Annotated in this window: 18 protein-coding genes; 7 read left to right on the forward strand and 11 right to left on the reverse strand. The window is 59.3% G+C overall.

Annotation, left to right across the window (positions count from 1 at the left end; translation table 11 throughout):
- Nucleotide 1 precedes the first annotated feature (1 nt).
- Together AGR1_RS13400 and AGR1_RS13405 are read right to left on the reverse strand one after the other, a co-directional pair.
- The gene (locus AGR1_RS13400) at nucleotides 2-1,255 is read right to left on the reverse strand and encodes an FAD-dependent oxidoreductase (protein WP_149147107.1); all 1,254 of its coding nucleotides are present in this window, start codon (nucleotides 1,253-1,255) and stop codon (nucleotides 2-4) included.
- 30 nt (nucleotides 1,256-1,285) lie between these two features.
- Nucleotides 1,286-1,987 carry a phosphatase PAP2 family protein gene (locus tag AGR1_RS13405; protein ID WP_149147108.1) on the reverse strand — a complete coding sequence of 234 codons (702 nt, stop codon included), beginning with the start codon at nucleotides 1,985-1,987 and terminating at the stop codon, nucleotides 1,286-1,288.
- Between the two features lie 189 nt (nucleotides 1,988-2,176).
- Here AGR1_RS13405 and dxr point away from each other — a divergent pair, with 189 nt between their 5' ends.
- A complete protein-coding gene (dxr, locus tag AGR1_RS13410; protein ID WP_149147109.1) occupies nucleotides 2,177-3,370 on the forward strand; it encodes a 1-deoxy-D-xylulose-5-phosphate reductoisomerase in 1,194 nt (397 codons plus the stop codon).
- Between the two features lie 35 nt (nucleotides 3,371-3,405).
- Here dxr and hemA read toward each other — a convergent pair whose 3' ends face one another.
- Nucleotides 3,406-4,623 (reverse strand): 5-aminolevulinate synthase, encoded by a 1,218-nt coding sequence (gene hemA / locus AGR1_RS13415; RefSeq protein ID WP_149147110.1) that lies wholly within the window; start codon nucleotides 4,621-4,623, stop codon nucleotides 3,406-3,408.
- A gap of 373 nt (nucleotides 4,624-4,996) precedes the next feature.
- On the opposite strand from hemA, the gene AGR1_RS13420 reads away from it, so the two are divergent.
- The 5 genes from AGR1_RS13420 to AGR1_RS13440 all read left to right on the forward strand — a co-directional run bounded on the left by AGR1_RS13420 (nucleotide 4,997) and on the right by AGR1_RS13440 (nucleotide 14,360).
- Nucleotides 4,997-5,248, forward strand: coding sequence for a YMGG-like glycine zipper-containing protein (locus AGR1_RS13420; protein ID WP_004443753.1), 252 nt, complete (start codon nucleotides 4,997-4,999; stop codon nucleotides 5,246-5,248).
- A 175-nt stretch (nucleotides 5,249-5,423) separates the two neighbouring features.
- Nucleotides 5,424-7,349 carry an autotransporter assembly complex family protein gene (locus tag AGR1_RS13425; protein WP_149147111.1) on the forward strand — a complete coding sequence of 642 codons (1,926 nt, stop codon included), beginning with the start codon at nucleotides 5,424-5,426 and terminating at the stop codon, nucleotides 7,347-7,349.
- A gap of 45 nt (nucleotides 7,350-7,394) precedes the next feature.
- Nucleotides 7,395-11,555 carry a translocation/assembly module TamB domain-containing protein gene (locus AGR1_RS13430; protein WP_149147112.1) on the forward strand — a complete coding sequence of 1,387 codons (4,161 nt, stop codon included), beginning with the start codon at nucleotides 7,395-7,397 and terminating at the stop codon, nucleotides 11,553-11,555.
- A 226-nt stretch (nucleotides 11,556-11,781) separates the two neighbouring features.
- Nucleotides 11,782-12,258, forward strand: coding sequence for a chemotaxis protein CheW (locus AGR1_RS13435; RefSeq protein WP_003504949.1), 477 nt, complete (start codon nucleotides 11,782-11,784; stop codon nucleotides 12,256-12,258).
- Between the two features lie 362 nt (nucleotides 12,259-12,620).
- Nucleotides 12,621-14,360, forward strand: a complete 1,740-nt coding sequence (locus AGR1_RS13440) for a methyl-accepting chemotaxis protein (RefSeq protein ID WP_187772137.1) — start codon at nucleotides 12,621-12,623, stop codon at nucleotides 14,358-14,360.
- A 46-nt stretch (nucleotides 14,361-14,406) separates the two neighbouring features.
- Here AGR1_RS13440 and fdhD read toward each other — a convergent pair whose 3' ends face one another.
- From fdhD to AGR1_RS13480, 8 genes are all read right to left on the reverse strand, one after another.
- Nucleotides 14,407-15,213: a formate dehydrogenase accessory sulfurtransferase FdhD gene (fdhD, locus tag AGR1_RS13445; RefSeq protein ID WP_149147114.1), complete on the reverse strand. Its 807-nt coding sequence runs from the start codon at nucleotides 15,211-15,213 to the stop codon at nucleotides 14,407-14,409.
- Between the two features lie 354 nt (nucleotides 15,214-15,567).
- The gene (locus AGR1_RS13450; protein ID WP_003492358.1) at nucleotides 15,568-15,978 is read right to left on the reverse strand and encodes a F0F1 ATP synthase subunit epsilon; all 411 of its coding nucleotides are present in this window, start codon (nucleotides 15,976-15,978) and stop codon (nucleotides 15,568-15,570) included.
- Nucleotides 15,979-16,107: 129 nt separating this feature from the next.
- Nucleotides 16,108-17,562: a F0F1 ATP synthase subunit beta gene (gene atpD / locus AGR1_RS13455; RefSeq protein ID WP_080792503.1), complete on the reverse strand. Its 1,455-nt coding sequence runs from the start codon at nucleotides 17,560-17,562 to the stop codon at nucleotides 16,108-16,110.
- A 23-nt stretch (nucleotides 17,563-17,585) separates the two neighbouring features.
- On the reverse strand, nucleotides 17,586-18,464 hold the full coding sequence (locus tag AGR1_RS13460) for a F0F1 ATP synthase subunit gamma (RefSeq protein ID WP_080792501.1): 879 nt from the start codon (nucleotides 18,462-18,464) through the stop codon (nucleotides 17,586-17,588).
- 31 nt (nucleotides 18,465-18,495) lie between these two features.
- Nucleotides 18,496-20,025: a F0F1 ATP synthase subunit alpha gene (gene atpA, locus AGR1_RS13465; RefSeq protein WP_077985521.1), complete on the reverse strand. Its 1,530-nt coding sequence runs from the start codon at nucleotides 20,023-20,025 to the stop codon at nucleotides 18,496-18,498.
- On the reverse strand, nucleotides 20,025-20,591 hold the full coding sequence (locus AGR1_RS13470) for a F0F1 ATP synthase subunit delta (RefSeq protein WP_187772138.1): 567 nt from the start codon (nucleotides 20,589-20,591) through the stop codon (nucleotides 20,025-20,027). The genes atpA and AGR1_RS13470 overlap by 1 nt, the downstream gene beginning before the upstream one ends.
- Before the next feature lie 261 nt (nucleotides 20,592-20,852).
- Nucleotides 20,853-21,239, reverse strand: a complete 387-nt coding sequence (locus AGR1_RS13475) for a phage infection protein (RefSeq protein ID WP_149147357.1) — start codon at nucleotides 21,237-21,239, stop codon at nucleotides 20,853-20,855.
- A gap of 80 nt (nucleotides 21,240-21,319) precedes the next feature.
- A complete protein-coding gene (locus AGR1_RS13480; protein ID WP_149147116.1) occupies nucleotides 21,320-23,536 on the reverse strand; it encodes a primosomal protein N' in 2,217 nt (738 codons plus the stop codon).
- Between the two features lie 121 nt (nucleotides 23,537-23,657).
- Between AGR1_RS13480 and AGR1_RS13485 the strand changes: the two genes are divergently transcribed.
- Nucleotides 23,658-24,605, forward strand: coding sequence for a tyrosine recombinase XerC (locus AGR1_RS13485; protein WP_080792496.1), 948 nt, complete (start codon nucleotides 23,658-23,660; stop codon nucleotides 24,603-24,605).
- Nucleotides 24,606-24,626 lie beyond the last annotated feature (21 nt).

Below are 24,626 nucleotides of genomic sequence, written 5' to 3' on the forward strand. Positions count from 1 at the left end.
GTCACATCGTCTCGATCTTTTCCCGGCGAAAACCCAGCCCTACCAGCCGGCCGGTCAGATGGGAAAGGAGCGGAAACCGCATGATGGCCAGCACAAAAGCTGGCGGTCCTTTCGGTTTTTCCGCATCCGCCCGTCCCTTCTTGCGGCCGATACGCATCATCCGCTGCAGAAATTGCGTGGCCTTGGTCGGGAAGGATCGCCGCTTTTCAATTGCGGCAAGATCCTCGTCGGTAACGGCGCGGCCGGATACGAGCACCGGCACCAATATATTGGCCGCCGCAACCGCATCCTGAATGGCCAGATTAATGCCGACACCGCCGACGGGGGACATGGCATGGGCCGCGTCACCAATGCAGATCAGACCCGGTTTCCACCAGCGCTTCAGCCGGTCGATACGGACGGTGAGGAGATGCACATCGTCCCAGCTCTTGAGCTCATCGAGCCTTTCGCGTGGGAAAGGGCAGATTTCCGCGACCCTGTCCCTGAAGGCTTCAATTCCCTGCAGCTTTATGTCGGCGAAAAATCCCTTTCGCACCACATAACCGCATTGCCAGTAATCACCCCGGTTGATCATGACGAAACCCTGCCGCGAGCCGGCATGCCCCATGGTTTCCGTCGGATCGTCGGACTGCTTGGAAAGGCGCATCCACAGCACCTCCGTCGGAATGCCGAAGCGCTGCACTTCCAACCCCGCCGCCTCACGGACGGTGGAGTTGCGCCCATCCGCCCCCACCACCAGATCGGCTTCGATCTCGATGATGCCTTCAGGTGTGCTGACCGTGAGACCCCCGACATGCTCGCCGCGCTCGATCAGTCCGGTCACCGGCGCATTCATCAGCAATCGGAAATTTTCGTATTGCCCCGCCTTACCGACGATGAAATTGAGAAAATCCCATTGCGGCATAAAGGCGATGAAGCGGTGGCGGACCGGCAGGCGGGAAAAATCCGCGATCGTGATACGCTCGCCGCCGATAACCGCATTCAGTCTTGGCGCGCGCGTATGCGGCAGGCTCAGGAACTCATCGATGAAACCGAGTTGCTCCATCAATTCAAGCGTTGAAGGGTGGATAGTGTCGCCGCGAAAATCGCGGAGAAAATCTCCATGTTTCTCAACGACGACAACATCGATACCGCTACGCGCAAGCAGCAGGCCAAGCATCAAGCCCGCCGGCCCGCCGCCAGCCACGGCGACGGATGTACGGATATGCTGAACGGACTTGCCGTCATTTTCCGGAGCGTTTGTCGCTTCCTCCATCACCTTCCCCTTATGGCCCGCTGAAAGTCTTTATCGTATATCCGCCGCCGGAAGATTTGCATTTTTCGGTTGCGGCCAGCCCTGCGCATCAAACCGGAACAGCATTTCGGACCGGGCAAAGATAAAGGCGAAGGCCATGGCCGTCCACATACCGAGCAAAAGCCCGGCGGCGACATCGCTTGGATAATGTGCGCCGACGATGACACGCGAAACACCGATGACAAGGGCAAGCAGGAGAAACGCCCAGCGGAAGCGCGGCATCAACATGGCGAAAGCGCCGAAAAACGCCCCGGCGGCGGTCGAATGGCCTGAGGGGAAACTTTCATAGAGATTGTCGCCGGTGAAAGGAGTGAGGCTATAGGCGCCCATTTCAAGAAGAAGCTCCGGCCTTGCCCGTCCTATCAGGAATTTCAGCGTATGGACGAGAATGCTCGCCGTTCCGATCGTCAGGAAGAAATAGCTGAGAAGCCGCCATGCCGTCCTCAGCCGTCCATTATAGGTCTGCGCCTTTAAAACCCGTGCGGCGACATAGGCCAATATCGCCAGAAGGCCGGTGGAATAGAGCATCCAGCGGAAGGTTCCGAAATCGGTAATTGCGCGGTTAAAGGAAACCACTCCACCCGGCAGGGCCTGCGCACTTTCTGAAAGACGCGGATCAAAAGGAATGAAGACCAGGACCAGCACAAGACTTGCCGCAAAGACCCACCCGCTGGAGACCAGAAAACGTCGCATCGATATCCTCTCATTGTTTTTCTTGCATATGGCTTTGTCCTCCGCAAAAACAATAGCCCGGGCTTTGTCCTTGTGATGGCTGGTTTTCGCAGGTAGAGGCTAAGAAATGTTGCCCGAAAGCGCATGGCGGTTTCGGGGAAAACGACATGTACCAAGGGGTGCAAACCGGAAACGACCGACGGACTGAAGATGACAAATGCCAGTGAAATGCCACGCAAGCTGACAATATTGGGTTCGACCGGTTCGATCGGCGCCAATACGCTGGATGTCGTCCGCCAGCTGGGTGGCCGCGACGCGTTCGAGATCACGGCTTTGACCGGCGCGGGCAATATCGCGCTTCTGGCGGAACAGGCGCGGGAATTCGGCGCGCGGCTGGCGGTTACCGCCGAGGACGACAAATACGAAGCGCTGAAATCGGCCCTTGCCGGCGCCGGTATCGCGGTTGCGGCAGGCAAATCCGGCCTCGAAGAAGCCGCTTCGGCGGATGCCGGCTGGGTGATGGCGGCGATTGCCGGAACTCCCGGCCTTGAACCCACTCTTACAGCCGCGCAACGTGGCGCAGACATAGCGCTCGCCAACAAGGAATGCCTGGTTTCGGCTGGCGATGTTTTCCTGCGCACGGTCAAGCAGGGCGGCGGCAGGCTGATCCCGGTCGACAGCGAGCACAGCGCAATCTTCCAGTGCCTGACGGGCGACCATAAGCAGGCCGTGGAACGCATCGTGCTGACCGCATCCGGCGGGCCGTTCCGCACCTGGTCGCGCGAGGAGATGGCCAATGTTACGGCGGATATCGCCCGCGCCCATCCCAACTGGTCGATGGGGCTGAAGGTCTCCATCGGCAGCGCCTCCATGTTCAACAAGGGGCTGGAAATGATCGAAGCGAAATATCTCTTCGATCTGAGGCCCGATCAGGTGGAGGTGATCGTCCATCCGCAGTCGATCATCCATTCAATGGTGGGCTACACCGACGGCTCCTATATCGCCCAGCTCGGCTCTCCAGACATGCGCACCGCTATTTCTTATGCCCTCACCTATCCGCAACGCGGCAATCTGAACGTTGAGCGGCTGGATTTCGCAAAACTGGCGCGGCTCGATTTCGAAGCGCCGGATGAAGCCCGTTTCCCGGCGATCCGTCTGGCCCGCACCGCGCTGGAGCGCGGCGGTTTGCAGGGCGCCGCCCTGAACGCCGCCGAAGAAGCCGCCTTTCACGCCTTCGTCGCAGGCGGTATCGGTTTTCTCGATATGGCCGAGATCGTCGAAACGGTCATGGACCGCATGCATGACGGCCGATCTGCCGCGACCATTGAAGACGTCTTCGCAGCGGATGAAGAAGCCCGCCGTCACGCCCGTGAATTGATCGCCATAAAAGAAAAGGCCGCGTAAACGCGGCCCGGTCTTCTTTTATCTTAACTGCGGCCTCACGCCACCGCACGCGCCAGTGCACAATGCGACCAGAGCTGGTGCAACGCGCCAACGAGATGCTCGATATCGGCATCGCTGTGCAGCGGCGTGGGCGTAATACGCAGGCGCTCGGTCTTGCGCGGCACGGTCGGATAGTTGATCGGCTGCACGTAAACGCCGTGACTGTCGAGCAGGATATCCGAAATCCATTTACACTTGGCGGCATCACCCACCATGACCGGCACGATGTGGCTGGGATTGTCCATGTGCGGAATACCGCGTGCATCGAGAAGACCGCGCAGCTTGCGCACCCGATCCTGATGGCGGGCGCGCTCGAAGGGGCTTGCCTTCAGATGCTGGATCGAAGCGATCGCACCGGCGGCAAGCGACGGCGGCAGGGCCGTCGTGAAGATGAAGCCGGAGGCGAAGGAGCGAATGAAGTCGCAGACCGCGGTGGACCCGGTAATATAACCACCCATCACACCGAAGGCCTTTCCGAGCGTACCCTCTATGATCGTCAGACGATCCATCAGGCCTTCGCGCTCGGCAATGCCGCCGCCGCGCGGGCCGTACATGCCAACAGCGTGAACTTCATCGAGATAGGTCATGGCGCCATAACGGTCTGCCAGATCGCAGATTTCCTTGATAGGCGCGATATCGCCATCCATCGAATAAACGGATTCGAAGGCGATCAGCTTCGGCGCATTCGGATCGGCGGCCTTAAGCTTGGCTTCGAGATCTTCGAGATCGTTGTGTTTCCAGATCACCCGCTCGCAGCGGCCGTAACGGATGCCTTCGATCATCGATGCATGATTGAGCGCGTCGGAGAAAATGATCAGGCCCGGAATTTTTTGGCCGAGCGTGCCGAGGGTGGCCCAGTTGGACACATAACCCGACGTGAAGATCAGCGCCGATTCCTTGCCGTGGAGATCGGCAAGCTCCTGCTCCAGCATGACGTGATAGTGGTTGGTGCCAGAAATATTCCGGGTGCCTCCCGCACCCGCGCCACAGTGATCGATGGCGGCCTTCATGGCTTCGATGACTTTCGGGTTCTGGCCCATGCCGAGATAGTCGTTAGAGCACCAGACGGTAACGTCCTTGCGTTCGCCATTGGCGTTGTACCGTGTGGCGCGGGGAAAATTTCCCTGCTGGCGCTCGATATCTGCAAAAACGCGATAGCGTCCCTCGGTATGCAGGCTTTGCAGTTCCGTTGTGAAAAATGCCTCGAAGTCCATGCCATGCTCCAGAATTGACCAGATCGTTTTCTGCCTCGTCGCCGGGACCGTCAACCCTTGCGGGCCACATTAACCGCGTCTGCGTCAATTCGCCGTTGTTTTGAACCATTCCAATAAACCGTTTATAGAACCCGATGAAAAGTTCAAAATTGATTCACATCAAAAAACCGGGATTTTTGGAACCTTTTTTGCGCCGCGCCGTTGTTTGGGACGCAATCGATTTACGCTCGGAGGAATGCCTGCAAAGAGGAGGCTTCCCTAAACGACATCGAATTGTTAGTTATCTGTGGCGGTCGGAGGTAGCAGTCGCCGCAGATAAATATGGGACGCCTACCGAGCCACAAGAGCTCATTGTAACGTTGGAGAGAGTTTCATGAAAAAGGCAATCATATTTGCGCTGGTCGGCCTGTCGCTCGCAAGCTGCACGCAGACCGAAAAGGGTGCTTCCATCGGCGCCGTTTCCGGTGCGGTCATCGGCGGCGCCGTAACTGGCAACGTTCGTGGTGCGGCAGTGGGTGCAGCAATCGGCGGCGTAGGCGGCGCCCTCATCGGCAATGCTTCCGAACCGGGCTATTGCTATTATCGCGACCAGTACGGTCAGCGTTACACGGCGCGTTGCCGCTAATCGCTTCGCGAAATACCGTTGCACAGAAGCCCCGGTCACCCGGGGCTTTTTGCGTTATGGCAGGCAAAACACAAGCGCAAGGGTCCTCAAAGCAGTTTATTTATGATTAAATTGCACTGTTAACGGACAGGAAACGGGTTAGGGCGACAATAAAGGCTCAACCATAAAGCAGCTTATGCGAAGAACACGAACTAACCCGAAGACAGGTATTGCGTATCGGAAAGCTGGCACCGCACTTGCGGTCGCCGTGACGTTCGCCCTGTATCCGGCGTTGACCCGTGATGCATTTGCCTTCAAACTGTTTGGCATGCGCCTCTGGGGTTCGGAAGAACCGGAAGTGGAGGTTATAAACCCTGTCAAATTCACCGTCACGCTTGATGCCGCGGACGCCGATAAATCCCTGAAAAACAGCCTGGAAAACAGCTCGCTCCTCCTAGCTGACAAGGACAAGCCCACCTCCGGCGATCTCGGACTTCTGATAAAGGCAAGAGACGACAGGGACAGGCTGATCGCGGCGCTTTATGAAAACGCCCGTTATGGCGGAATCGTCAACGTCACCGTCGCCGGCAAGGATGTGGATAGCCTGCCGCCCAATCCGGTGTTCGATCATTCCGCTCCGGTGCCCGTGGTCATCACGGTTACGCCCGGTCCGGTCTTCAAACTTGGAAATGTGCGGCTGGAAGGCGATGTGACTGGCCGTAACCTTGAGGAATATGGCCTGACGACCGGCGGCCAAGCCGGTTCTCTCGCCATCATCCGCGCCGGCAACAAGCTGATCGATGACCTGAAGGCCGAAGGCCGTCCGCTTGCGAAGCTGACGAAACGCGAGGCCGTCGCCAACCACGCGACGAACACGGTGGACATTACCATGGCGGCTGAAGGCGGTCCCGTGGCACCCCTCGGCACGGTCACCGTCACGGGTGAAAAAACCGTCGACGGCGATTTCATCCGCCGTTATTCGCGCCTCAATGGCGGCGAGCCCTATTCCCCGGAAAAACTGCGCAAGGCCGCCGACCGGCTGCGCCAGCTCGGCGTTTTTTCCAGCCTGACAATCAAGGAAGCGGGAACGCTGGCGCGCGACGGCACCATTCCGCTGACCATCGAAGTGTCCGAAGGCAAGCACCGTTATTTCGGTGTGGGCGCGCAATATTCCACCACGGAAGGCATCGGCCTCCAGGGTTATTGGGGCCACAGGAACCTGTTCGGACAGGCGGAATCGCTGCGTATCGAAGGTTCGGTTTCGCGCATCGCCGAAGCATCGAGCGTCGATGGCATGGATTATTCGGCGGGCATTACTTTCACCAAGCCCGGCATGTTCAATCCGCGAACCACCTTCAAGACCAGCCTGATTGCCAAGACCGAACACCCCGACACATACGATGCCAAGACGGTGACGGGCACAGCCGGTTTCGCCTACGAGCTCAACGATACCGACACAGCCGCAGCCGGCCTTGAGGTGCAATGGGCCGATACGGAAGACGCATTCGGCAAAAACGAATACCTCACCGCCTCCATCCCGCTGGAATTCGTTCGTGATACACGCGACGACAAGCTCAACCCCACCGAAGGCTTCCGTGCCTCGCTGGCCGCCAAGCCAAGCTACGAGGCACTTAACGGCACGTTCTTCTCCTCCTTTGAGGGCTCGATCACCGGCTACAAGGGACTTGGAGCCGAAGACCGACTGATCATGGCCGGAAAGCTTTCCGGCGGCGTGCTCGTCGGCGGCAGCGATCTGCAGGACATTCCCACCACAAGGCGCTTTTATGCCGGTGGCGGCGGATCGGTGCGCGGCTACAGCTATCAGGAAATATCGCCGTATAATGCCGCTGGCGACGCGACGGGCGGCCGTTCTTATGTGGTTGGCTCCGTTGAGGCCCGCATCAAGGTCACCGATACAATCGGCATCGTGCCGTTCATCGACGCCGGCGTGGTTTCGGATGAGGTGACCCCTGATTTTTCCGATATCCGGGCTGGCGCCGGTATCGGCCTGCGTTACGCGACGCCCTTCGGGCCTCTGCGTCTTGATGTCGCCATGCCGCTCGACAAATATGACGGCGGCAACAGTTTCGGCATTTATGCTGGCATCGGTCAGTCTTTTTAAACGCCGCAGTCGAACACCCTTGCAACAGAGTGTAGATTATCCTTTATGAAAACGTTGATTCGATTGCTGAAATGGCTGGGCTACGCTGCTTTATGCGGCGTGGTGGTGGTGTTGCTTGCGGTTCTGTTCGTCGGTTTCACCCCGATGGGCGCGAGAATTGCCGCAAAGCAGATTTCATCGCTCGTTTCCACGCCCGATCAGGTAATCGATATTTCTCCCCCGAGCGGCCTTTTGACCGGCCGCCTGCGGCTCGACAATGTCACTCTTTCAGACCGGCAGGGACCCTATGCCCGCGTGAACCAGATCGCCGTCGACTGGTCGCCGCTGTCACTGCTTGCCGGCACCTTCCATGCCGACCGCGTCTCGGCCGGATCGATCGATGTCGAGCGCAAACCGCTTGCAGCGGAGCAGACATCGACCAAAAGCTCCGGTAACTCCTCGTTGCCGATCGAAATCGCCGTCGACAATTTCAGCTTTCCCGATATCAGCCTTGGCACGTCGCTTCTCGGCCGCCCCTTCGACCTGAACGCGGAAGGCAACCTGACGGCTGCGCAGGATGATATGCGGCTATCGCTCACCGCCCATCGGCTCAATGCGCCGGATGCGGAGGTGAATGCCGACATCGCCTTCCTTCCGAACGAAAACGTCCTGAAGCTGAAAGCGGAGATGAAGGAGCCCGAAGGCGGTCTTCTCGCCACGCTGCTTTCGCTTCCCGGAACACCTGCGGTGGCGATAGACCTCAACGGCGAAGGCCCGCTTTCCAACTGGACAGGCACGCTGCGCGGCAACGTCGCCGGCAACCAAGTCGTCAACGTCACCGGCCGCCATCTTCTTGCTGATGATGGCACCCGCCGTATCGAAATTGCAGGCGGTGGTCAGCCGGACCTGCTTTTGCCCCCCGCTTTACGCCAGCTTTTTGCCGGCGAGACAAAGCTCGACGCAAACGCCACGCTCTCCCCGCAGGGCCGCATCGAAATCGGCAGCAGCACGCTGGAGACCGGCACCCTGCTGTTGACGGCGTCAGGCACGATCGATCCGAGCGGTCAGAACGATCTCGCCGCCAATCTCATCGGCACCGCCGGCCCCGTGGATTTTCGCTGGCCGCTGGAGAATGGCGAGGTTCAGGCCCTCATCAACGGCCTTGATCTTTCCCTCAAGGGCGGTGCAGACGCCGCGCATCTCAACACGGCGGTATCGTTGCGCAGCCTTTCCCTGCCGCAAGGCAGACTCGATGACGTCAAGCTGACGGCCGAGAGCACCGATCTCAACATCGCCAATCGCAGCGGCACGATCGCGACGGTCCTGTCCGTGGCGCAATCCTCCTTCGTCAGCCCCGATATCGACCGGCTGGTGCGGGCGCCCCTTACCGTCAAGGCGCCGCTCGGCCTCACCTCTTCCGCCATCGGCTTTGATGGCGCGACGCTGGAAAGCGCCAGTGTCGGCGGAACGCTGAGCGGCAGTTTCGATCTCGCCGGCAATCGCCTGACCTCCAGCGTGCAACTCTTCGCGCTGCCCGCCACCCTTCCACCGGTTCTCGCGGAAAAGTTCGACACCACCATCGCCCTCCAGGGTGATGTCGACGTGACCATCGGCGGACGCACCAGCCTTGAAAACCTCGTCGTCAAGTCGGGAACGATCGAAGCAACCGGCAATGTCGGCCTCGACAACAATGCATTGAGCGCCAGCCTGACGGGTAAATTTCCCGCTCTTGAAAAACTGACGCCACAGGCGAAGGGCGTCGCCGATTTTGCAATCGAGGCCAGCGGCGCGCTGACAGCACCGGATTTTAACGTCACCCTGAGTTCCGAAAGCGCAATCCTTGCCGGACGAACACTCGAATCGCTGAAGGTCAATGCAACGGGCAAGGCCGATCCCGCCGCGCCTCAGGCAAAGCTCACCGCCAGCGGCAGTCTCGACCGGCAGAAAATCGACGCCAATGCCGATGTGGTGCAGACCGAAAACGGCACGGCTATCCCCGAGCTGCACGTGGCAGTGGGACGGAATATCCTGAACGGACAGCTGCAATTCTCGCAGCAATTCCTGCCATCGGGCAATCTCTCCTTCAGTTTCCCCGACCTTGCCCTTCTCGCCGCCCTCGCCGCGCAGCAGGCGGACGGCGATATTGCCGGCGACATCACCCTGAGCAATGCCAATGGCCGGATTGCCGCAACGATCAAGGCCAATGGCGGCAGCATCCGCCAGGGCACGACAACGATCTCCAAGCTCGCCGCCGATATCTCCGTCGATGACCTTCAGGCTCTCGCCATCAATGGCAAGGTCAGCGCCGATAGCGTCAATGCCGGCGCCGCCGCTATATCAGGCCTGAATGCCACCATCGGTCATTCCGGCACCACGACACAGTTCGACGTCAACGGCCGTTACGACAACGCGCCGCTGGTGGTGAAGGGCAGCGCTGAGACCGGCGGATCGCCGATGACGGTGCGCGTCGACGCCTTTTCGGCCGCCCCCAAGGGCATTGCGGTTCGACTTGAAAAACCGAGCACCATCGCCATCCAGAACGGCACGGCCCGCATCTCCGATCTGACCGTCATCACGGGTGAAGGGCGCGTCGAGGTCAACGGCACCGCCGGGTCGACGCTCGACATCAATGCCGACATCCGTTCGCTGCCCGCCAGTCTCGCAAATGCCTTCGCCGCCGGGCTGGATGCGGCAGGCAGCATCTCCGGCACGGTGACGGCCAAGGGAGCAGCATCAAACCCCGCGGTCGATTACAATCTGAACTGGACCAATGCCGAGGTCGCGCAGACACGCGCGGCGGGGCTTGCTGCGCTCGGCATCAAGGCGAACGGCCGTTTTGCCGGCGGCACCTTGCAGATCGACACCAATGTATCCGGCCAGGGCGGCATGTCGCTTTCCGGCGGCGGCTCGCTCGGCATCGCCGGCAATCGTCCGCTTTCCATGGCGTTTTCCGGCAGGCTGCCCTTCTCCGCCGTCGCGGCACAGACGGCAGCGCAGGGTCTTGACGTCAACGGCACGGCCGCCATCGACGTGAAGATCTCCGGTAGCGCTTCCGCACCCGTCGTTACCGGCAGCATTACCACCGATGGCACGCGCCTGACAGACGTGCGGCGGAACCTGACCATCAACGATCTGGGCGCCACCATCACCTTCGACCGCGACCGCGCCGTTATTTCGCGACTGACGGGCAAGCTGGCGGGCGGCGGCACGATCTCGGGAACCGGCAGCGTCGGCATAGCCGGTGGCTCAGGTTTCCCCGGCGATATATCGATTACCCTTAATCGTGCCGGTTATAATGACGGCACGCTGGTGACAACGGTGGTAAGCGGCACGCTGACGCTGAAAGGCCCGCTGCTGAATTCCCCCGTACTGGGCGGTAACCTGACGCTGGACAGAAGCGCCATCACCATTCCGGAAAAACTTCCGGCCTCGCTGACGGAAATCGATGTCAAGCACAAGAACGCCCCCCCGAAGGTACGCGCGCAGGCCGAGGCGCTCGGAGCCGATCAGGGCGGCAGCGGCAGTTCGTCCACCATCAATCTCGATTTGCAGGTGAACGCACCGAGCGGTATCTTCGTGCGTGGACGCGGCATTGATGCGGAACTGACCGGCAGTCTGACCATCCGTGGTACGGCAGCCGTTCCTGTCATCTCGGGCGGCTTTGAAATGCGTCGCGGCCGGTTGGAAATCCTCACCCGCCGCCTCGATTTCACAACCGGTAATATCACCTTCGGCGGGGGCCTCGTTCCGGTTCTCGATATGAAGGCCGACTCGACGGTGGGGGCGACCACGGTCACCGTGTCGGTGTCCGGCAACGCCAATGATCCGACCTTTGCTTTCTCCTCCGCGCCCGCCCTGCCGCAGGATGAAGTTATGGCGCAGCTGATCTTCGGCCAGTCCATGTCGAAACTCTCGGCTTTGCAGATCGCAAGGCTGGCCGATGCAGCCGCACAGTTGGCCGGCGGACGTTCCACTTCGCTGTTTGACAAGCTCAGAAGCAATCTCGGCGTCGACGATCTCGATATTTCGACCGATTCCGAAGGGCAGGCCCGCGTTTCCGCCGGTAAATATCTCAACGAAAGAACTTATCTCGAGCTGCAGCAAAGCGGCGAATCCGGCGCAAAAGCCATCATCAACCTCGATGTCGGGCGGGGCGTGAAGCTGCGCGGAGAAGCGGGCGGCAATGGCGAAGGCGCAGCCGGCATATTTTACGAGAAGGAATATTAGCATTTCCACTAAGAGGGCGTAACGATTTGACGCCCGGACAATGCGTAAAATATTCCAGGGTCGCTTCGCATTTAGGTTTGCGAAACCATCTCATGCTACGAATCATCCATTGAAGACGGAAATATTGTTTCCGGCTGTTCAGGCACCAGGCAGAACGCCGAATCCGCATATGCAAGTGTCGGTGCACTTGCGCCGGCCTCCACAGCGAGCATTGGGAAGAATTCTGATGGCAATGATTAACTCTACCAATTTTGGCGGTGAGACGCTCGAAATCATCGCATTCCGCCTGCATGATCAGGAATTCTGCGTGAAGACGACGACCATCCGCGAAATTCGCGGCTGGGCCCCTTCCACGCCCATTCCCCACGCGCCGAAAGACGTCATCGGCGTCATGAACCTGCGCGGCTCTGTCATTCCGATCATCGATCTGGCTCACAAGCTCGGTATGAAGAGCACTGTCGCCAATGAAAGAAGCGCCATTGTGGTGGCGGAAGTGCACAACATGGTCATCGGCATGCTCGTCGACCGCGTTTCCGACATTTTGACGATCCCGGCAAATCAGGTTCAACCGGTTCCGGAGATCTCGGCCTCTTTCGACAAGTCCTATTCGGAAGGCATCATCGCCAACGAACACGGCATGATCTGCTTCCTCAATCTTGCAAAAATGTTCAAGGGAACAGAAGCGGAAGATCTCGCGGCCTAATCAGGCTTTTTCGCCTGGCCTCGCCACACGAAGACTATCTATAAATCCGAGCCGCCGGAGCACCCGCCCGGCGGTTTTGTTTTTCCTCTTTACATCGTTTCATCAAATAAGAACATTTTAATATTATGGATGTCTAATATTAAAGACCCTAGATCAGTATCGCGCCATTACGCATATAAGGCGAACCCGATACCTGACCGAGGCGGAAAGATGGAAGTGCCTGCCTTGCTGCCTTCGGCGGCAAAATCTGTTCGTTGTTCAACATGATTCGATGTAGACCGCATGTCCTGTGCGTCGCGTCGTGGACCGATTTTGGGGGACGTATAATGCTGGGGTTAGGGAAAAGCGCAGATAACAGAAATATGCTCGACGCGATATCGAGATCGCAGGCGGTCATAGAATTTGATCTCAAGGGTAACATCCTCACCGCGAATAAAAACTTCTGCGCGGCGCTGGGTTATGATCTCACCGAGATCGTCGGAAAGCATCATCGCATCTTCTGCGACAGCGAGCTTGCCGGGTCGCGGGCTTATCAGGAATTCTGGGACTCTCTCGCCCGTGGCGAGTTCCAGGCAAAGGAATATCGCCGTGTCCGCAAGGACGGATCGGTTATCTGGATCGAGGCCTCCTACAACCCGGTTTTCCGGTCGGGCAAACCCTATAAGGTCGTGAAGATCGCCACCGACATCACCGCCAAGAAGATCAGGGCCGTGGACGACGCGGGCAAACTGGAGGCGCTCTCCCGTTCGCAGGCCACAATCGAGTTTTTTCCGGATGGCACCATCATCACCGCAAACCCGAATTTCTGCGCAACGGTGAATTACGACCTCAAGGAAATCGAGGGCAGGCACCACCGCATGTTCTGCGATCCGGACTATGCCGCCTCACCCGCCTACATTAATTTCTGGCAGCGGCTGGCGGCAGGGGAGTTCATCTCGGATGAATTTGTCCGCTATGGAAAGAACGGCAAGGAAATATGGATACAGGCTGCCTATAATCCGGTGATGGACGAAGCCGGCAAGGTGGTGAAAGTGGTGAAATTCGCCACCGATGTCACGCCGCGCATGAGCGCCATTAGTGTGCTTGCCGATGCCCTGCGGGCGCTGGCCGAGGGTGACCTTGTACAGCGCCTCGACAGCAGCTTCGTACCCAGCATGGAAAAGCTGCGCGCGGATTTCAACGAAGTTGTCGCCAAGCTGCAGGCCACCATGCAGACCATCGCCCATAATGCTTCGACAATCGCCTCGGGCTCCGGGGAAATCCGCATCGCCGCCGATCAGCTTTCGCAGCGCACGGAACAGCAGGCCGCTTCACTCGAAGAGACAGCGGCCGCGCTGGAAGAAATCACCACCACCGTTACCGATGCCAGCCAGCGCGCCGGCGAGGCCGGAAAGCTGGTGTTGCGGACCAGAGAACATGCCGAACATTCCGGCGAAATCGTCCAGCAGGCAATTTCTGCCATGGACGCGATTTCGCGTTCCTCGGGCGAAATCACCAACATCATCGGCGTCATCGACGACATCGCTTTCCAGACCAACCTTCTGGCTCTGAATGCAGGCGTCGAAGCCGCCCGGGCAGGCGAAGCGGGCAAAGGCTTCGCCGTCGTGGCGCAGGAGGTCCGCGAACTCGCACAGCGATCCGCCGTTGCGGCCAAGGAAATCAAGTCTCTTATCAACACGTCACGCGAACAGGTCGCCAATGGCGTTGATCTGGTGGGCAGAACCGGCGGCGCGCTCAGGGATATCCAGTCCCAAATGAGCGAGATCGACACCAATGTCTCGGCCATCGTTGAAGCTTCCCGCGAACAGTCGAGTGGTCTCAGGGAAATCAATCAGGCCGTCAACATCATGGATCAGGCCACTCAGAAAAACGCCGCCATGGTGGAGGAAACCACCGCCGCCAGCCACGGCCTCGCCACGGAGGCGGAAAATCTACACGAATTGCTGCGGCAGTTCAAAATATCGCATGAGGCATCGGCGTCAACCGCCCGCCCGGCCGACAAAAACCCAGCCATCGTCACCCGGCTCCCGGCACCGCAACCACGATATGCCGCCGCTCCAAGATCTCACGGAAACGCAGCCGCCGAATGGGCGGAATTCTAGGCCCGCTCTGAAGCCAAGGGCCGCCGGGAAACGGCGGCCTCAATGTTTATAGAACGATACGATCCGCCCGGGTGAAGATTTCAAAATCTTCACCCCGCACCAGCGCCACAAGTGTGATACCCGAACTCTGCGCCGTTTCGATGGCAAGCGCAGTAGGCGCGGAGATCGCCGCCAGAATCGGGCTGCCAAGGATAGCCGTCTTCTGGACCATTTCCACCGACAGTCGGCTGGTGACCACCACAATACCCCTATCGGACGATAGCTCCGCATTAACGACCGCACCTGCGAGCTTGTCGAGCGCATTGTGGCGGCCGACATCTTCGCGGACAGCAAGCAGCCCTTTTTGAGGATTGTAGAAACCCGCGCCGTGAACTGCGCGCGTTTCGCGATTGAGGCTTTGCGCTTCGTTCAGCGCCCTCACCGCAGCAACGATGTCATCACCCGCAACGGAGACTCCCACGCCGCTCAACTCCGGTACCACGCGGACCGCTTGTTCTATGGATTCGATACCACAAAGACCGCAGCCGACAGGGCCTGCCATATGCCGCCGTCTTGCCCTCAGCGCATCCGCATTGGCATCTTGCAAATCCACCTGAACATCGAAGCCCTGCCCGGCCTCGATCACCTCGATGGAACGGATTTCCGCCCTTGTGGATATGATGCCTTCCGTAAGACTGAAACCGACTGCGAAATCGACGAGGTCGGCTGGGCTGGCCATCATCACGGCATGGGTGCTGCCGCCATAGGAAAAGGCAACCGGCACCTCCTCGGGCACCGCCCTCTCGCCCGCCACTATGGCACCTTCGCGCAAAGCGGTTCTTGCGACCCTTCGGTAACTTGCCTTTGCCGACACGCGATCACTCCTCCATGACGAAAATCCGCCTCGTCTCGCTCAAGATACCAAAGCAGCATTTCTTCCCGGTATCACATCTAACCGAAAGCCCGGAAAATCGGAATCGATTTCCCGGATGCACCCGTTGAAGGCGCTACCCTGCCTAATCCATTTTCGGCGCGTCCATCACTGATGCGATCCCGCCAAGGCCATGCCGAAGCTCTGAGCAGGCCAACTGACGTTTTCTATGCGAGGCCAGCCATGCTTCGCCTGATATGGGGAGGCAACAGCGCAAAACAAAAAAGCGACCGAAACGGCCGCTTTCTGCTTTAGTTTTTTTGTGGGCAGTCATTCTTTCGAACCCGCCCGGTGCTTTCAAGCAGCGACGAGAACCTCATGCAGGTTCGTCAGTTCGTAAAGATGCTTTTCAAGCTTGGTCAAATGCTCGTGGTGATGATTGCCCTCTTCGATTTCGGCCTTAGCCGCATCGATACGCTTCTGCAGCGTGTCGGGAGACATATCATCGGCCGAGACGGCCGATTCGGCGAGAAGCGTGCAGCCGGTCGGCAGAATATCGGCAAAACCACCGAAGACGACGTATTTATGCGTTTCGCCAGAGGCGAACTTCACCGTCACAAGACCCGGCTTGATTGTGGTCATCGTCGGCGCATGATTGGCCAGAACCGTCATTTCACCCAGCGTAGCCGGGATGACGACTTCCGTAACCGTTTCGGAAACGAGCAGACGCTCCGGGGAAACGAGATCGAATTTGAAACTGTCAGCCATGGCTATTCACTTCTTTTCAATTACGCGGGCGTCGCAGACTTGTCTGTTACAACAAAGGCAAAGCCGTTCCGGTTTCGCCGTCATTGGCTGGAAGGCGCGCGGTTAAACCACGCGCCCGCCAATTCATTATTATGCAGCTTCGCCAGCCAGCTTCTTTGCCTTTTCGATGGCTTCTTCCATCGAACCGACCATGTAGAAGGCAGCTTCCGGCAGATTGTCGTATTCGCCGTTGACGAGGCCCTTGAAGCCCTTGATCGTGTCTTCGAGAGCAACCAGCTTGCCCGGAGAACCGGTGAAGACTTCAGCAACGAAGAACGGCTGCGACAGGAAGCGCTCGATCTTGCGGGCGCGGGCAACCGTCAGCTTGTCTTCTTCCGACAGTTCATCCATGCCGAGGATGGCGATGATGTCCTGAAGCGACTTGTAGCGCTGCAGGGTCGACTGAACCTTACGGGCCACTTCATAGTGCTCTTCGCCGACGATCATCGGGTCCAGCATGCGCGAGGTGGAGTCGAGCGGGTCAACAGCCGGGTAGATGCCCTTTTCAGCGATCGAACGAGACAGAACCGTCGTTGCGTCCAGGTGGGCGAACGAGGTGGCCGGAGCCGGGTCGGTCAAGTCGTCGGCGGGAACGTAAATCGCCTGAACCGAGGTGATCGAACCCTTGTTCGTGGTGGTGATGCGTTCCTGCATCTGGCCCATGTCGGTTGCGAGCGTCGGCTGGTAACCCACGGCCGAAGGAATACGGCCGAGCAGAGCCGACACTTCCGAACCAGCCTGCGTGAAGCGGAAGATGTTGTCCACGAAGAACAGAACGTCCTGGCCTTCGTCACGGAAGTTTTCAGCGATCGTCAGACCGGTCAGAGCAACGCGAGCGCGGGCGCCCGGCGGTTCGTTCATCTGGCCGTAAACGAGAGCTGCCTTGGAGCCTTCGCCGCCGCCGAGCTTGTTGACGTTCGATTCGATCATTTCGTGGTAGAGGTCGTTACCTTCGCGGGTACGTTCACCCACGCCGGCGAATACGGAGTAACCGCCGTGCGCCTTGGCGACGTTGTTGATCAGTTCCATGATGAGAACCGTCTTGCCAACGCCGGCGCCGCCGAACAGACCGATCTTACCGCCCTTGGCGTAAGGAGCCAGAAGGTCGACGACCTTAATGCCGGTGACGAGGATCTGCGCTTCGGTCGACTGCTCGACGTAGGAAGGTGCATCCTGGTGGATGGCGCGCTTCTTGGCCGTGGTGATCGGACCAGCTTCGTCTACCGGCTCGCCGATGACGTTCATGATGCGGCCGAGCGTTTCCGGACCGACCGGAACTTCGATCGGTGCGCCGGTGTTGGCGACGGCCTGACCGCGGACGAGACCTTCGGTCGAGTCCATGGCGATCGTGCGAACGACGTTTTCACCGAGATGCTGCGCGACTTCCAGAACGAGGCGGTTGCCATTGTTCTCGGTTTCGAGCGCGTTCAGGATCGGAGGCAGTTCGCCTTCGAACGCCACGTCGACAACAGCGCCGATAACCTGGGTAACCTTGCCCGCGCCGTTCACCGCTGCGGTTTTCTTGGGGGTAGCTGCCTTAGCCATTATCCTTACCCTCTTTCCTTACCTCAGAGCGCTTCCGCGCCCGAAATGATTTCAATGAGTTCCTTGGTGATCTGAGCCTGACGCTGACGGTTGTAGGAAAGCGTCAGCTTGTTGATCATCTCACCGGCATTGCGCGTTGCGTTATCCATCGCGCTCATCTTGGCGCCCATTTCACCGGCAACGTTTTCGAGCAGAGCCCGGAAAACCTGAACCGAAATGTTGCGCGGAATAAGGTCTTCCAGAATAGAAGCCGCATCCGGCTCATATTCATAGACGGCGCTCTGCGTCGCGGCATCCTCTTCCACAACAGGCGTTGCGGCCGGAATGAGCTGCAGGCCGGTCGGGATCTGGCTGATGACGGACTTGAATTCCGAATAGATCAGCGTGCAGACGTCGAACTCACCGCCGTTGAAGAGCGAAATCACCTTCTTGGCGATCTGGTCGGCATTTTCAAAACCGACCTTCTTCACGTCGCGCAGTTCGATGCGCTCGATGATGTTGGCTGAAAATTCGCGACGCAGGGCGTCGTAACCCTTTTTGCCAACCGTGATGATCTTGACCGTCTTGCCTTCCGAAAGCAGCTTGCGGGCGTGATCGCGGGCAAAACGGGCGATTTGCGAGTTGAAACCGCCGCAAAGACCACGCTCAGCCGTGCAGACGACGAGCAGATGCACGTCGTCCTTGCCGGTGCCGGTCATCAACGCCGGAGCAACGTCCGCCTCGACCGCATTCGCGATGTTGGCAAGAACGGCGCTCATGCGCTGAGAATAAGGCCGGGCGGCCTCCGCAGCTTCCTGGGCGCGCCGAAGCTTCGCCGCGGCGACCATTTTCATCGCCTTGGTAATCTTCTGCGTCGCCTTTACGGAGGCAATGCGGTTTTTCAGATCCTTTAGTGAAGGCATCCGTTATCCGTCCGAGTAAAAGAGCCCTGATTTAAGAGAAAGACTTGGCGAAGTTATCAAGAGCGCCCTTGAGCTTGCCCTTGGTATCGTCGCTGATAGCCTTTTCCGTGCGGATGGTGTCGAGGATCGCCTTGCCTTCCGACCGGAGGTAGGAGAGCAGACCCTGCTCGAACTTGCCGACCTGTGCGACTGCAACCTTGTCGAGGTAACCGTTGACGCCAGCGAAGATCACCGCAACCTGTTCTTCCGTCTTGAGCGGCGAGAACTGCGGCTGCTTCAGAAGTTCGGTCAGGCGTGCACCGCGGTTCAGCAGGCGCTGCGTCGAAGCATCGAGGTCCGAACCGAACTGGGCGAAGGCTGCCATTTCGCGATACTGGGCGAGTTCACCCTTGATCGAACCGGCAACCTGCTTCATCGCCTTGATCTGGGCGGCAGAGCCAACGCGCGAAACCGACAGACCGACGTTAACAGCCGGGCGGATACCCTGGTAGAACAGGTCGGTTTCAAGGAAGATCTGGCCGTCGGTGATCGAGATCACGTTGGTCGGAATGAACGCCGAAACGTCGTTACCCTGGGTTTCGATGACCGGCAGAGCCGTCAGCGAGCCAGCGCCCATTTCGTCGGAGAGCTTCGCAGCGCGCTCGAGAAGACGGGAGTGAAGGTAGAAAACGTCGCCCGGATAAGCTTCGCGGCCCGGAGGACGGCGCAGCAGTAGCGACATCTGACGGTAAGCAACAGCCTGCTTGGAAAGGTCATCGTAACCGATGAGAGCATGCTTACCGTTGTCACGGAAATATTCGCCCATGGCGCAACCGGCAAACGGTGCCAGATACTGCATCGGAGCCGGATCGGAAGCGGTCGCAGCAACGATGATCGAGTACTGCAGCGCGCCGCGCTCTTCCAGAACCTTGACGAACTGGGCAACGGTCGAACGCTTCTGACCGATAGCGACGTAGACGCAATAAAGCTTGTCGCCGTCAGGACCATTGTCGTGAATGGCCTTCTGGTTCAGGATCGTGTCGAGAATAATGGCGGTCTTGCCGGTCTGGCGGTCGCCGATGACGAGCTCGCGCTGGCCGCGACCAACCGGGATGAGCGCGTCGATGGCCTTGAGGCCGGTCGACATCGGCTCATGAACCGACTTGCGCGGAATGATGCCGGGAGCCTTGACGTCAACGCGCGAACGCTTGGCGGCATTGATCGGGCCCTTGCCGTCGATCGGATTGCCGAGCGCGTCAACGACGCGGCCGAGCAGTTCCGGACCAACGGGAACGTCAACGATAGCGCCAGTCCGCTTTACGGTGTCGCCTTCCTTGATGTCACGGTCGGAACCGAAGATAACCACGCCGACATTATCAGCTTCGAGGTTGAGCGCCATGCCGCGGATGCCACCCGGAAACTCGACCATTTCACCGGCCTGAACATTGTCAAGACCGTAAACGCGGGCAATACCGTCACCGACGGAAAGCACCTGGCCGACTTCCGAGACTTCCGCCTCATTGCCGAAATTTTTGATTTGATCTTTCAGAATTGCGGAAATTTCCGCGGCGCGGATATCCATCAGCCAACCTCTTTCAGTGCAAGCTTAAGGGTGGAAAGTTTGGTGCGAAGAGACGTATCGATCTGGCGGGAGCCGACCTTGACGATCAGACCACCGAGGATCGACGGGTCGACGGTAACGGAAATCGTCACATCCTTGCCGGTAACGCTCTTCAGCGCCGCTTTCAGTTCAGTTTCCTGCGCCTCGTCGAGCGCATGTGCCGAGGTGACCTCGGCGGTGAGTTCGCCGCGATGGGCGGCGGCAATGGTGCGGTAGGCGCGGATCATGCCGGGAACAGCAAAGAGACGGCGATTATTCGCAACGACCTTGAGGAAATTCAGAGCGAGACCGGAGATACCGGCCTTTTCGCAGATAGCGGTGATTGCCTTGAACTGATCCTCGGCAGAGAACACCGGGCTCGCAACCAGACGCTTCAAATCATCGCTTTCGTCGAGAAGTGCGCCAAACTTGTCCAGTTCGGCCTGAACCGCTTCGACCGTACCCGCTTCCAAAGCAAGCTCGAAAAGCGACGACGCATACCTTTCCGCTACACCGGATGTTCCATGGGAGGTGTCTGCCACGGGCACTTTTTCCCTGCTAATCGTCCAAGACCCTCAGCGATGGGGCTCCACCGCATCAAATTCTTGAAATCGTTTCAATTTCCCCGAAAAAGACCGGAATTCCCCCCTGCCTTTTCCCAATTTCGCGGTCCGTCTAGCATAGGACGCCGGGACTCGCAACACGCGTAATAGCGGAAAGCGCCGTTTGGGCAAGGGGGAATGCGTTTAAATTTTCCGATTTCGCCCAGGATGCGGCATCTGTGCGTCACAAAAGGCAAAAAACCCGCCTCAGACCAGCCCGAACACGTAGCTCAACGACAGTGCAGCGAGCAGAAAGTGTACAACCAGAAGTAAGAAATTCCGCATGGTTGCGCCACCATCTGAGAGTATGGAGAGAACACCGCCAAAGACACTGAGGCCGAAGGCCGCACCAAAGGCGAGATAGACCATGGGCTGCGCAAGAAGCAGGGCGGCGGCGCCGAGACCGAGATAGAACCCGGCAAGCGACGAGCGCACGAGCGTATAACCATCGCGGCGCTCACCCGCTGGCTGCAGCGCGAAGGCACGCAGCGTAATACCCGGTGCAAACATAAAAAAAAGGCCCATCATGGCCGAAACTACTGCCGCTCCGAAAGCCAGCTGCTCGCCGAACTCGGCGGGAAAATAAAACTCCATCTCGTTCCCCAAATCACCTTTGATTGCCTGCTGCGTTATGACACGGTCATGACAACGGGAAAACGCCCCGTCGGCGAGTTTCAAAGGAAACTTTGCGGGTCGATATCGAGCTGCACATGCACGCTGCCGCGCTCTTTCGGGCCATTGGCCAGAAGCGTGCGCAGAAAAGACTGCATGTCGGAATTGCGACGCCCGTGCACCAGGAGGCGGAAACGGTGGCGTCCGCGGATGAGCGCCAGCGGCGCCTCCGCCGGGCCGAGCAGCATGATGCCTGTGACCTGCGGCGCGGCGGCCCTTAAACCCCGTGCATGGGTTTCGGCCTCTGCACGCGTATCGGCGGAAACAATGATGGAGGCAAGGCGTCCGAAGGGGGGCAGAACAGCCTTTTCCCGCTCCACGATCTCTCTTTCATAGAAAGCCGAAGCGTCACCCGAAACGATGGCCTGCATGACCGGATGCTGCGGCTGATAGGTTTGCAGCAAGCCATGGCTCTTCAACCCGGTTCGCCCGGCGCGTCCCGTCACCTGTGAAAGCAGTTGGAAGGTTCGCTCCGCCGCACGCGGATCGCCATTGGCAAGGCCGAGATCGGCGTCGACAATGCCCACAAGCGTCATCAGCGGAAAATTATGTCCCTTGGCGACGAGCTGTGTGCCGATGACTATGTCGGCCTCACCCTTGACGATCGCCTCCAGTTCCAGCCGCAGTCGCTTGACGCCCATGAGATCGGAGGAGAGCACGATGGTGCGGGCCTCGGGGAAATGTTTCTCCACCTCCTCGGCAATGCGCTCCACGCCGGGGCCGCAGGCCACCAGATGATCGAAGGTGCCGCATTCCGGGCAATGATCGGGCGTTGGCTCATTATGGCCGCACTGATGGCACTGCAATTGATTGCGAAACCGGTGCTCCACCAGCCAGCTGGAACATTGCGGGCACTGGAAACGGTGACCGCAGACGCGGCAGAGCGTGAGCGGCGCATAACCGCGGCGATTGAGGAAGAGCAGCGCCTGCTCGCCCTTTTCGATGGTCTTGCCGATGCCGCGCAGCAGGACGGGTGAGAGAAACCCTCCCCGTTCCGGTGGATGGCGGCGCATATCGACAAGATGCAGATCCGGCATCGCTGCATCGCCGAAACGTGTATGCAGGTGAATGGTGTTATAACGCCCGGAACTACCATTAACCTGGCTTTCGACCGACGGTGTGGCAGACACCAACACCACCGGGAATTCCGCGATCCGCGCTCTCACTACCGCCATATCGCGGGCATTATAAAAGACACGATCTTCCTGCTTGTAAGCCGGGTCATGCTCTTCATCGACAATGATGAGACCGAGATTGTCGAACGGCAGGAAAAGCGCCGAACGTGCTCCAGCCACCACCTTAACTTCACCAGTGACAGCCTGCCGCCAGACCTTTTCGCGCATGCGCGGTGACAGGTCCGAATGCCATTCCGCCGGTTTCGCGCCGAAACGATCCTGAAAACGCTCCAGGAACGCCGCCGTCAACGCGATTTCGGGCAGCAGGATGAGAACCTGCCTGCCCTGACGGAGCGTCTCGGCCACCGCCTCGAAATAAACCTCGGTCTTGCCAGAACCTGTGACACCGTCGATCAGCGAAACATGAAATCCGCCCTTGCGCACATCCTCGAGTATCTCCGAGGCGGCCTGTTTCTGTGGGCCTTCCAGACGCGGCTCGACATAATCAGGATCGGGTTCAGCCACCACAGGCGGCGCGGGCAGAAACACCGTCTCGAACACGCCCTGCTTGACGAGACCGTCGATGACGCTTGTCGAAACGCTGGCGGCATGGGCAAGCCCGCTCTTCGTCCAGCCATGCCCTTCCGCCGCCAGTTCCATCACCCGTTCGCGGGCGGGGGTAAGGCGCTCCGGCCGACCCTCCGTCAGTCGCAGCCCCTCGATCATGGGCTCGGGATCGAATGCGGCAGGCGCTCTGAGCGCCATGCGGGCCACGAGGCCGGGCGGAGACAGCGTATAGGCGGCGACCCAGTCGACGAAGCGGCGCATCTCCGCCTTCAGCGGCGGGCACTCAAAACTCTTGGTGATGGGCCGCAGCTTCTTCGGATCGACGCCCTTCTCGCCCGCATCGTCCCACACCACGCCGAAGACCTGTCGGGGGCCGAGCGGAACCTGCACGACGGAACCGGTCTCCACCACCATATCCTCGGGCACAGAGTAGCTGTAGGGCCCGGGCGCCGGCATGGGCACGAGAACGGGCACCGTGCGCGTGGGCGACGGCGGGTCGAACAGAGCCCCAAACAGATCGGACGAATCTTTTGCCATGATGTGGCGACCATGCCCCGGAGACAGGAAAAAGGAAACCGCCCGGATGTAGTGGGCGCGCCTTGCAAAGTCTACCTCTTAACCAAATGCTGACCATAAGCGCATAGCATAAATCCATGGAATGGAGCGCCGCGTGACCGAAATCCTGACATTTGCCCAACCCGATCTGCTCGCCGAGCGCGAGGCCTGGCTGACGGCACTTGCCGGTGAACGCCGCCTTTCCGACAACACCGTCGAGGCCTATGAGCGCGATACCCGTCAGTTCCTGACCTTCCTGACCGGCTATATCGGCAAACCAGCCTCCATAATCGATATAGCGGATTTGCGCCCCGTCGATCTTCGCGCCTTTCTGGCCAACCGACGCAAGGAAGGCGCCGGTGCTCGGTCACTCGGGCGGCATCTGGCGGGTCTGCGCTCCCTGTTGCACCACCTGCAGAAGAAGGGGCTCGTCAATGCCGCCGGCGCCACTGCCATGCGCGCGCCAAAACAGCCGAAATCGCTACCGAAACCGCTGACCGACCGGCAGGCGCTGAAAATCACCACGAGTGAAGCGCAACTGAACGACGAACCATGGATCGCCGCCCGCAACGCAGCGGTCCTTTCACTGCTTTATGGCTGCGGCCTTCGCATTTCCGAGGCGCTCGGTCTTACCCCGGCCGATTTCCCGCCCGGCGCCCGCAGCCTGCGCATTACCGGCAAGGGCAACAAGACGCGGATTGTGCCCCTGCTGGCGGTGGTGACGGAAGCAGTCGATACCTACAGGAAGCTTTGCCCCTATGCCCTCTCGTCGGATGAACCCCTGTTCCTCGGCGCGCGAGGCGGCAAGCTGCAGCCCGCCATCATCCAGCGGGAAATGCAGAAGCTGCGGGGTGCTTTCGGCCTGCCGGAAAACGCCACGCCGCATGCGCTGCGCCACTCCTTCGCCACGCACCTTCTCGCCGGCGGCGGCGACCTTCGCACCATTCAGGAACTGCTGGGCCATGCGAGCCTGTCCACCACACAAGTCTATACCGGCGTCGACACCGCAAGGCTGCTGGAAATCTATGACAACGCCCATCCGCGCGCATGAAGGAGGAATGGTTAACCATAA

The organism is Agrobacterium sp. B1(2019) (assembly GCF_008274755.1).
Classification (GTDB): domain Bacteria; phylum Pseudomonadota; class Alphaproteobacteria; order Rhizobiales; family Rhizobiaceae; genus Agrobacterium; species Agrobacterium salinitolerans.

Coding starts and splice junctions, on each gene's coding strand:
- AGR1_RS13400 (WP_149147107.1), bottom strand. CDS start 1,255: ATGGAGGAAGCGACAAACGCTCCGGAAAATGACGGCAAGTCCGTTCAG.
- AGR1_RS13405 (WP_149147108.1), bottom strand. CDS start 1,987: ATGCGACGTTTTCTGGTCTCCAGCGGGTGGGTCTTTGCGGCAAGTCTT.
- dxr (WP_149147109.1), top strand. CDS start 2,177: ATGACAAATGCCAGTGAAATGCCACGCAAGCTGACAATATTGGGTTCG.
- hemA (WP_149147110.1), bottom strand. CDS start 4,623: ATGGACTTCGAGGCATTTTTCACAACGGAACTGCAAAGCCTGCATACC.
- AGR1_RS13420 (WP_004443753.1), top strand. CDS start 4,997: ATGAAAAAGGCAATCATATTTGCGCTGGTCGGCCTGTCGCTCGCAAGC.
- AGR1_RS13425 (WP_149147111.1), top strand. CDS start 5,424: ATGCGAAGAACACGAACTAACCCGAAGACAGGTATTGCGTATCGGAAA.
- AGR1_RS13430 (WP_149147112.1), top strand. CDS start 7,395: ATGAAAACGTTGATTCGATTGCTGAAATGGCTGGGCTACGCTGCTTTA.
- AGR1_RS13435 (WP_003504949.1), top strand. CDS start 11,782: ATGGCAATGATTAACTCTACCAATTTTGGCGGTGAGACGCTCGAAATC.
- AGR1_RS13440 (WP_187772137.1), top strand. CDS start 12,621: ATGCTCGACGCGATATCGAGATCGCAGGCGGTCATAGAATTTGATCTC.
- AGR1_RS13450 (WP_003492358.1), bottom strand. CDS start 15,978: ATGGCTGACAGTTTCAAATTCGATCTCGTTTCCCCGGAGCGTCTGCTC.
- atpD (WP_080792503.1), bottom strand. CDS start 17,562: ATGGCTAAGGCAGCTACCCCCAAGAAAACCGCAGCGGTGAACGGCGCG.
- AGR1_RS13460 (WP_080792501.1), bottom strand. CDS start 18,464: ATGCCTTCACTAAAGGATCTGAAAAACCGCATTGCCTCCGTAAAGGCG.
- atpA (WP_077985521.1), bottom strand. CDS start 20,025: ATGGATATCCGCGCCGCGGAAATTTCCGCAATTCTGAAAGATCAAATC.
- AGR1_RS13475 (WP_149147357.1), bottom strand. CDS start 21,239: ATGGAGTTTTATTTTCCCGCCGAGTTCGGCGAGCAGCTGGCTTTCGGA.
- AGR1_RS13480 (WP_149147116.1), bottom strand. CDS start 23,536: ATGGCAAAAGATTCGTCCGATCTGTTTGGGGCTCTGTTCGACCCGCCG.
- AGR1_RS13485 (WP_080792496.1), top strand. CDS start 23,658: ATGGAGCGCCGCGTGACCGAAATCCTGACATTTGCCCAACCCGATCTG.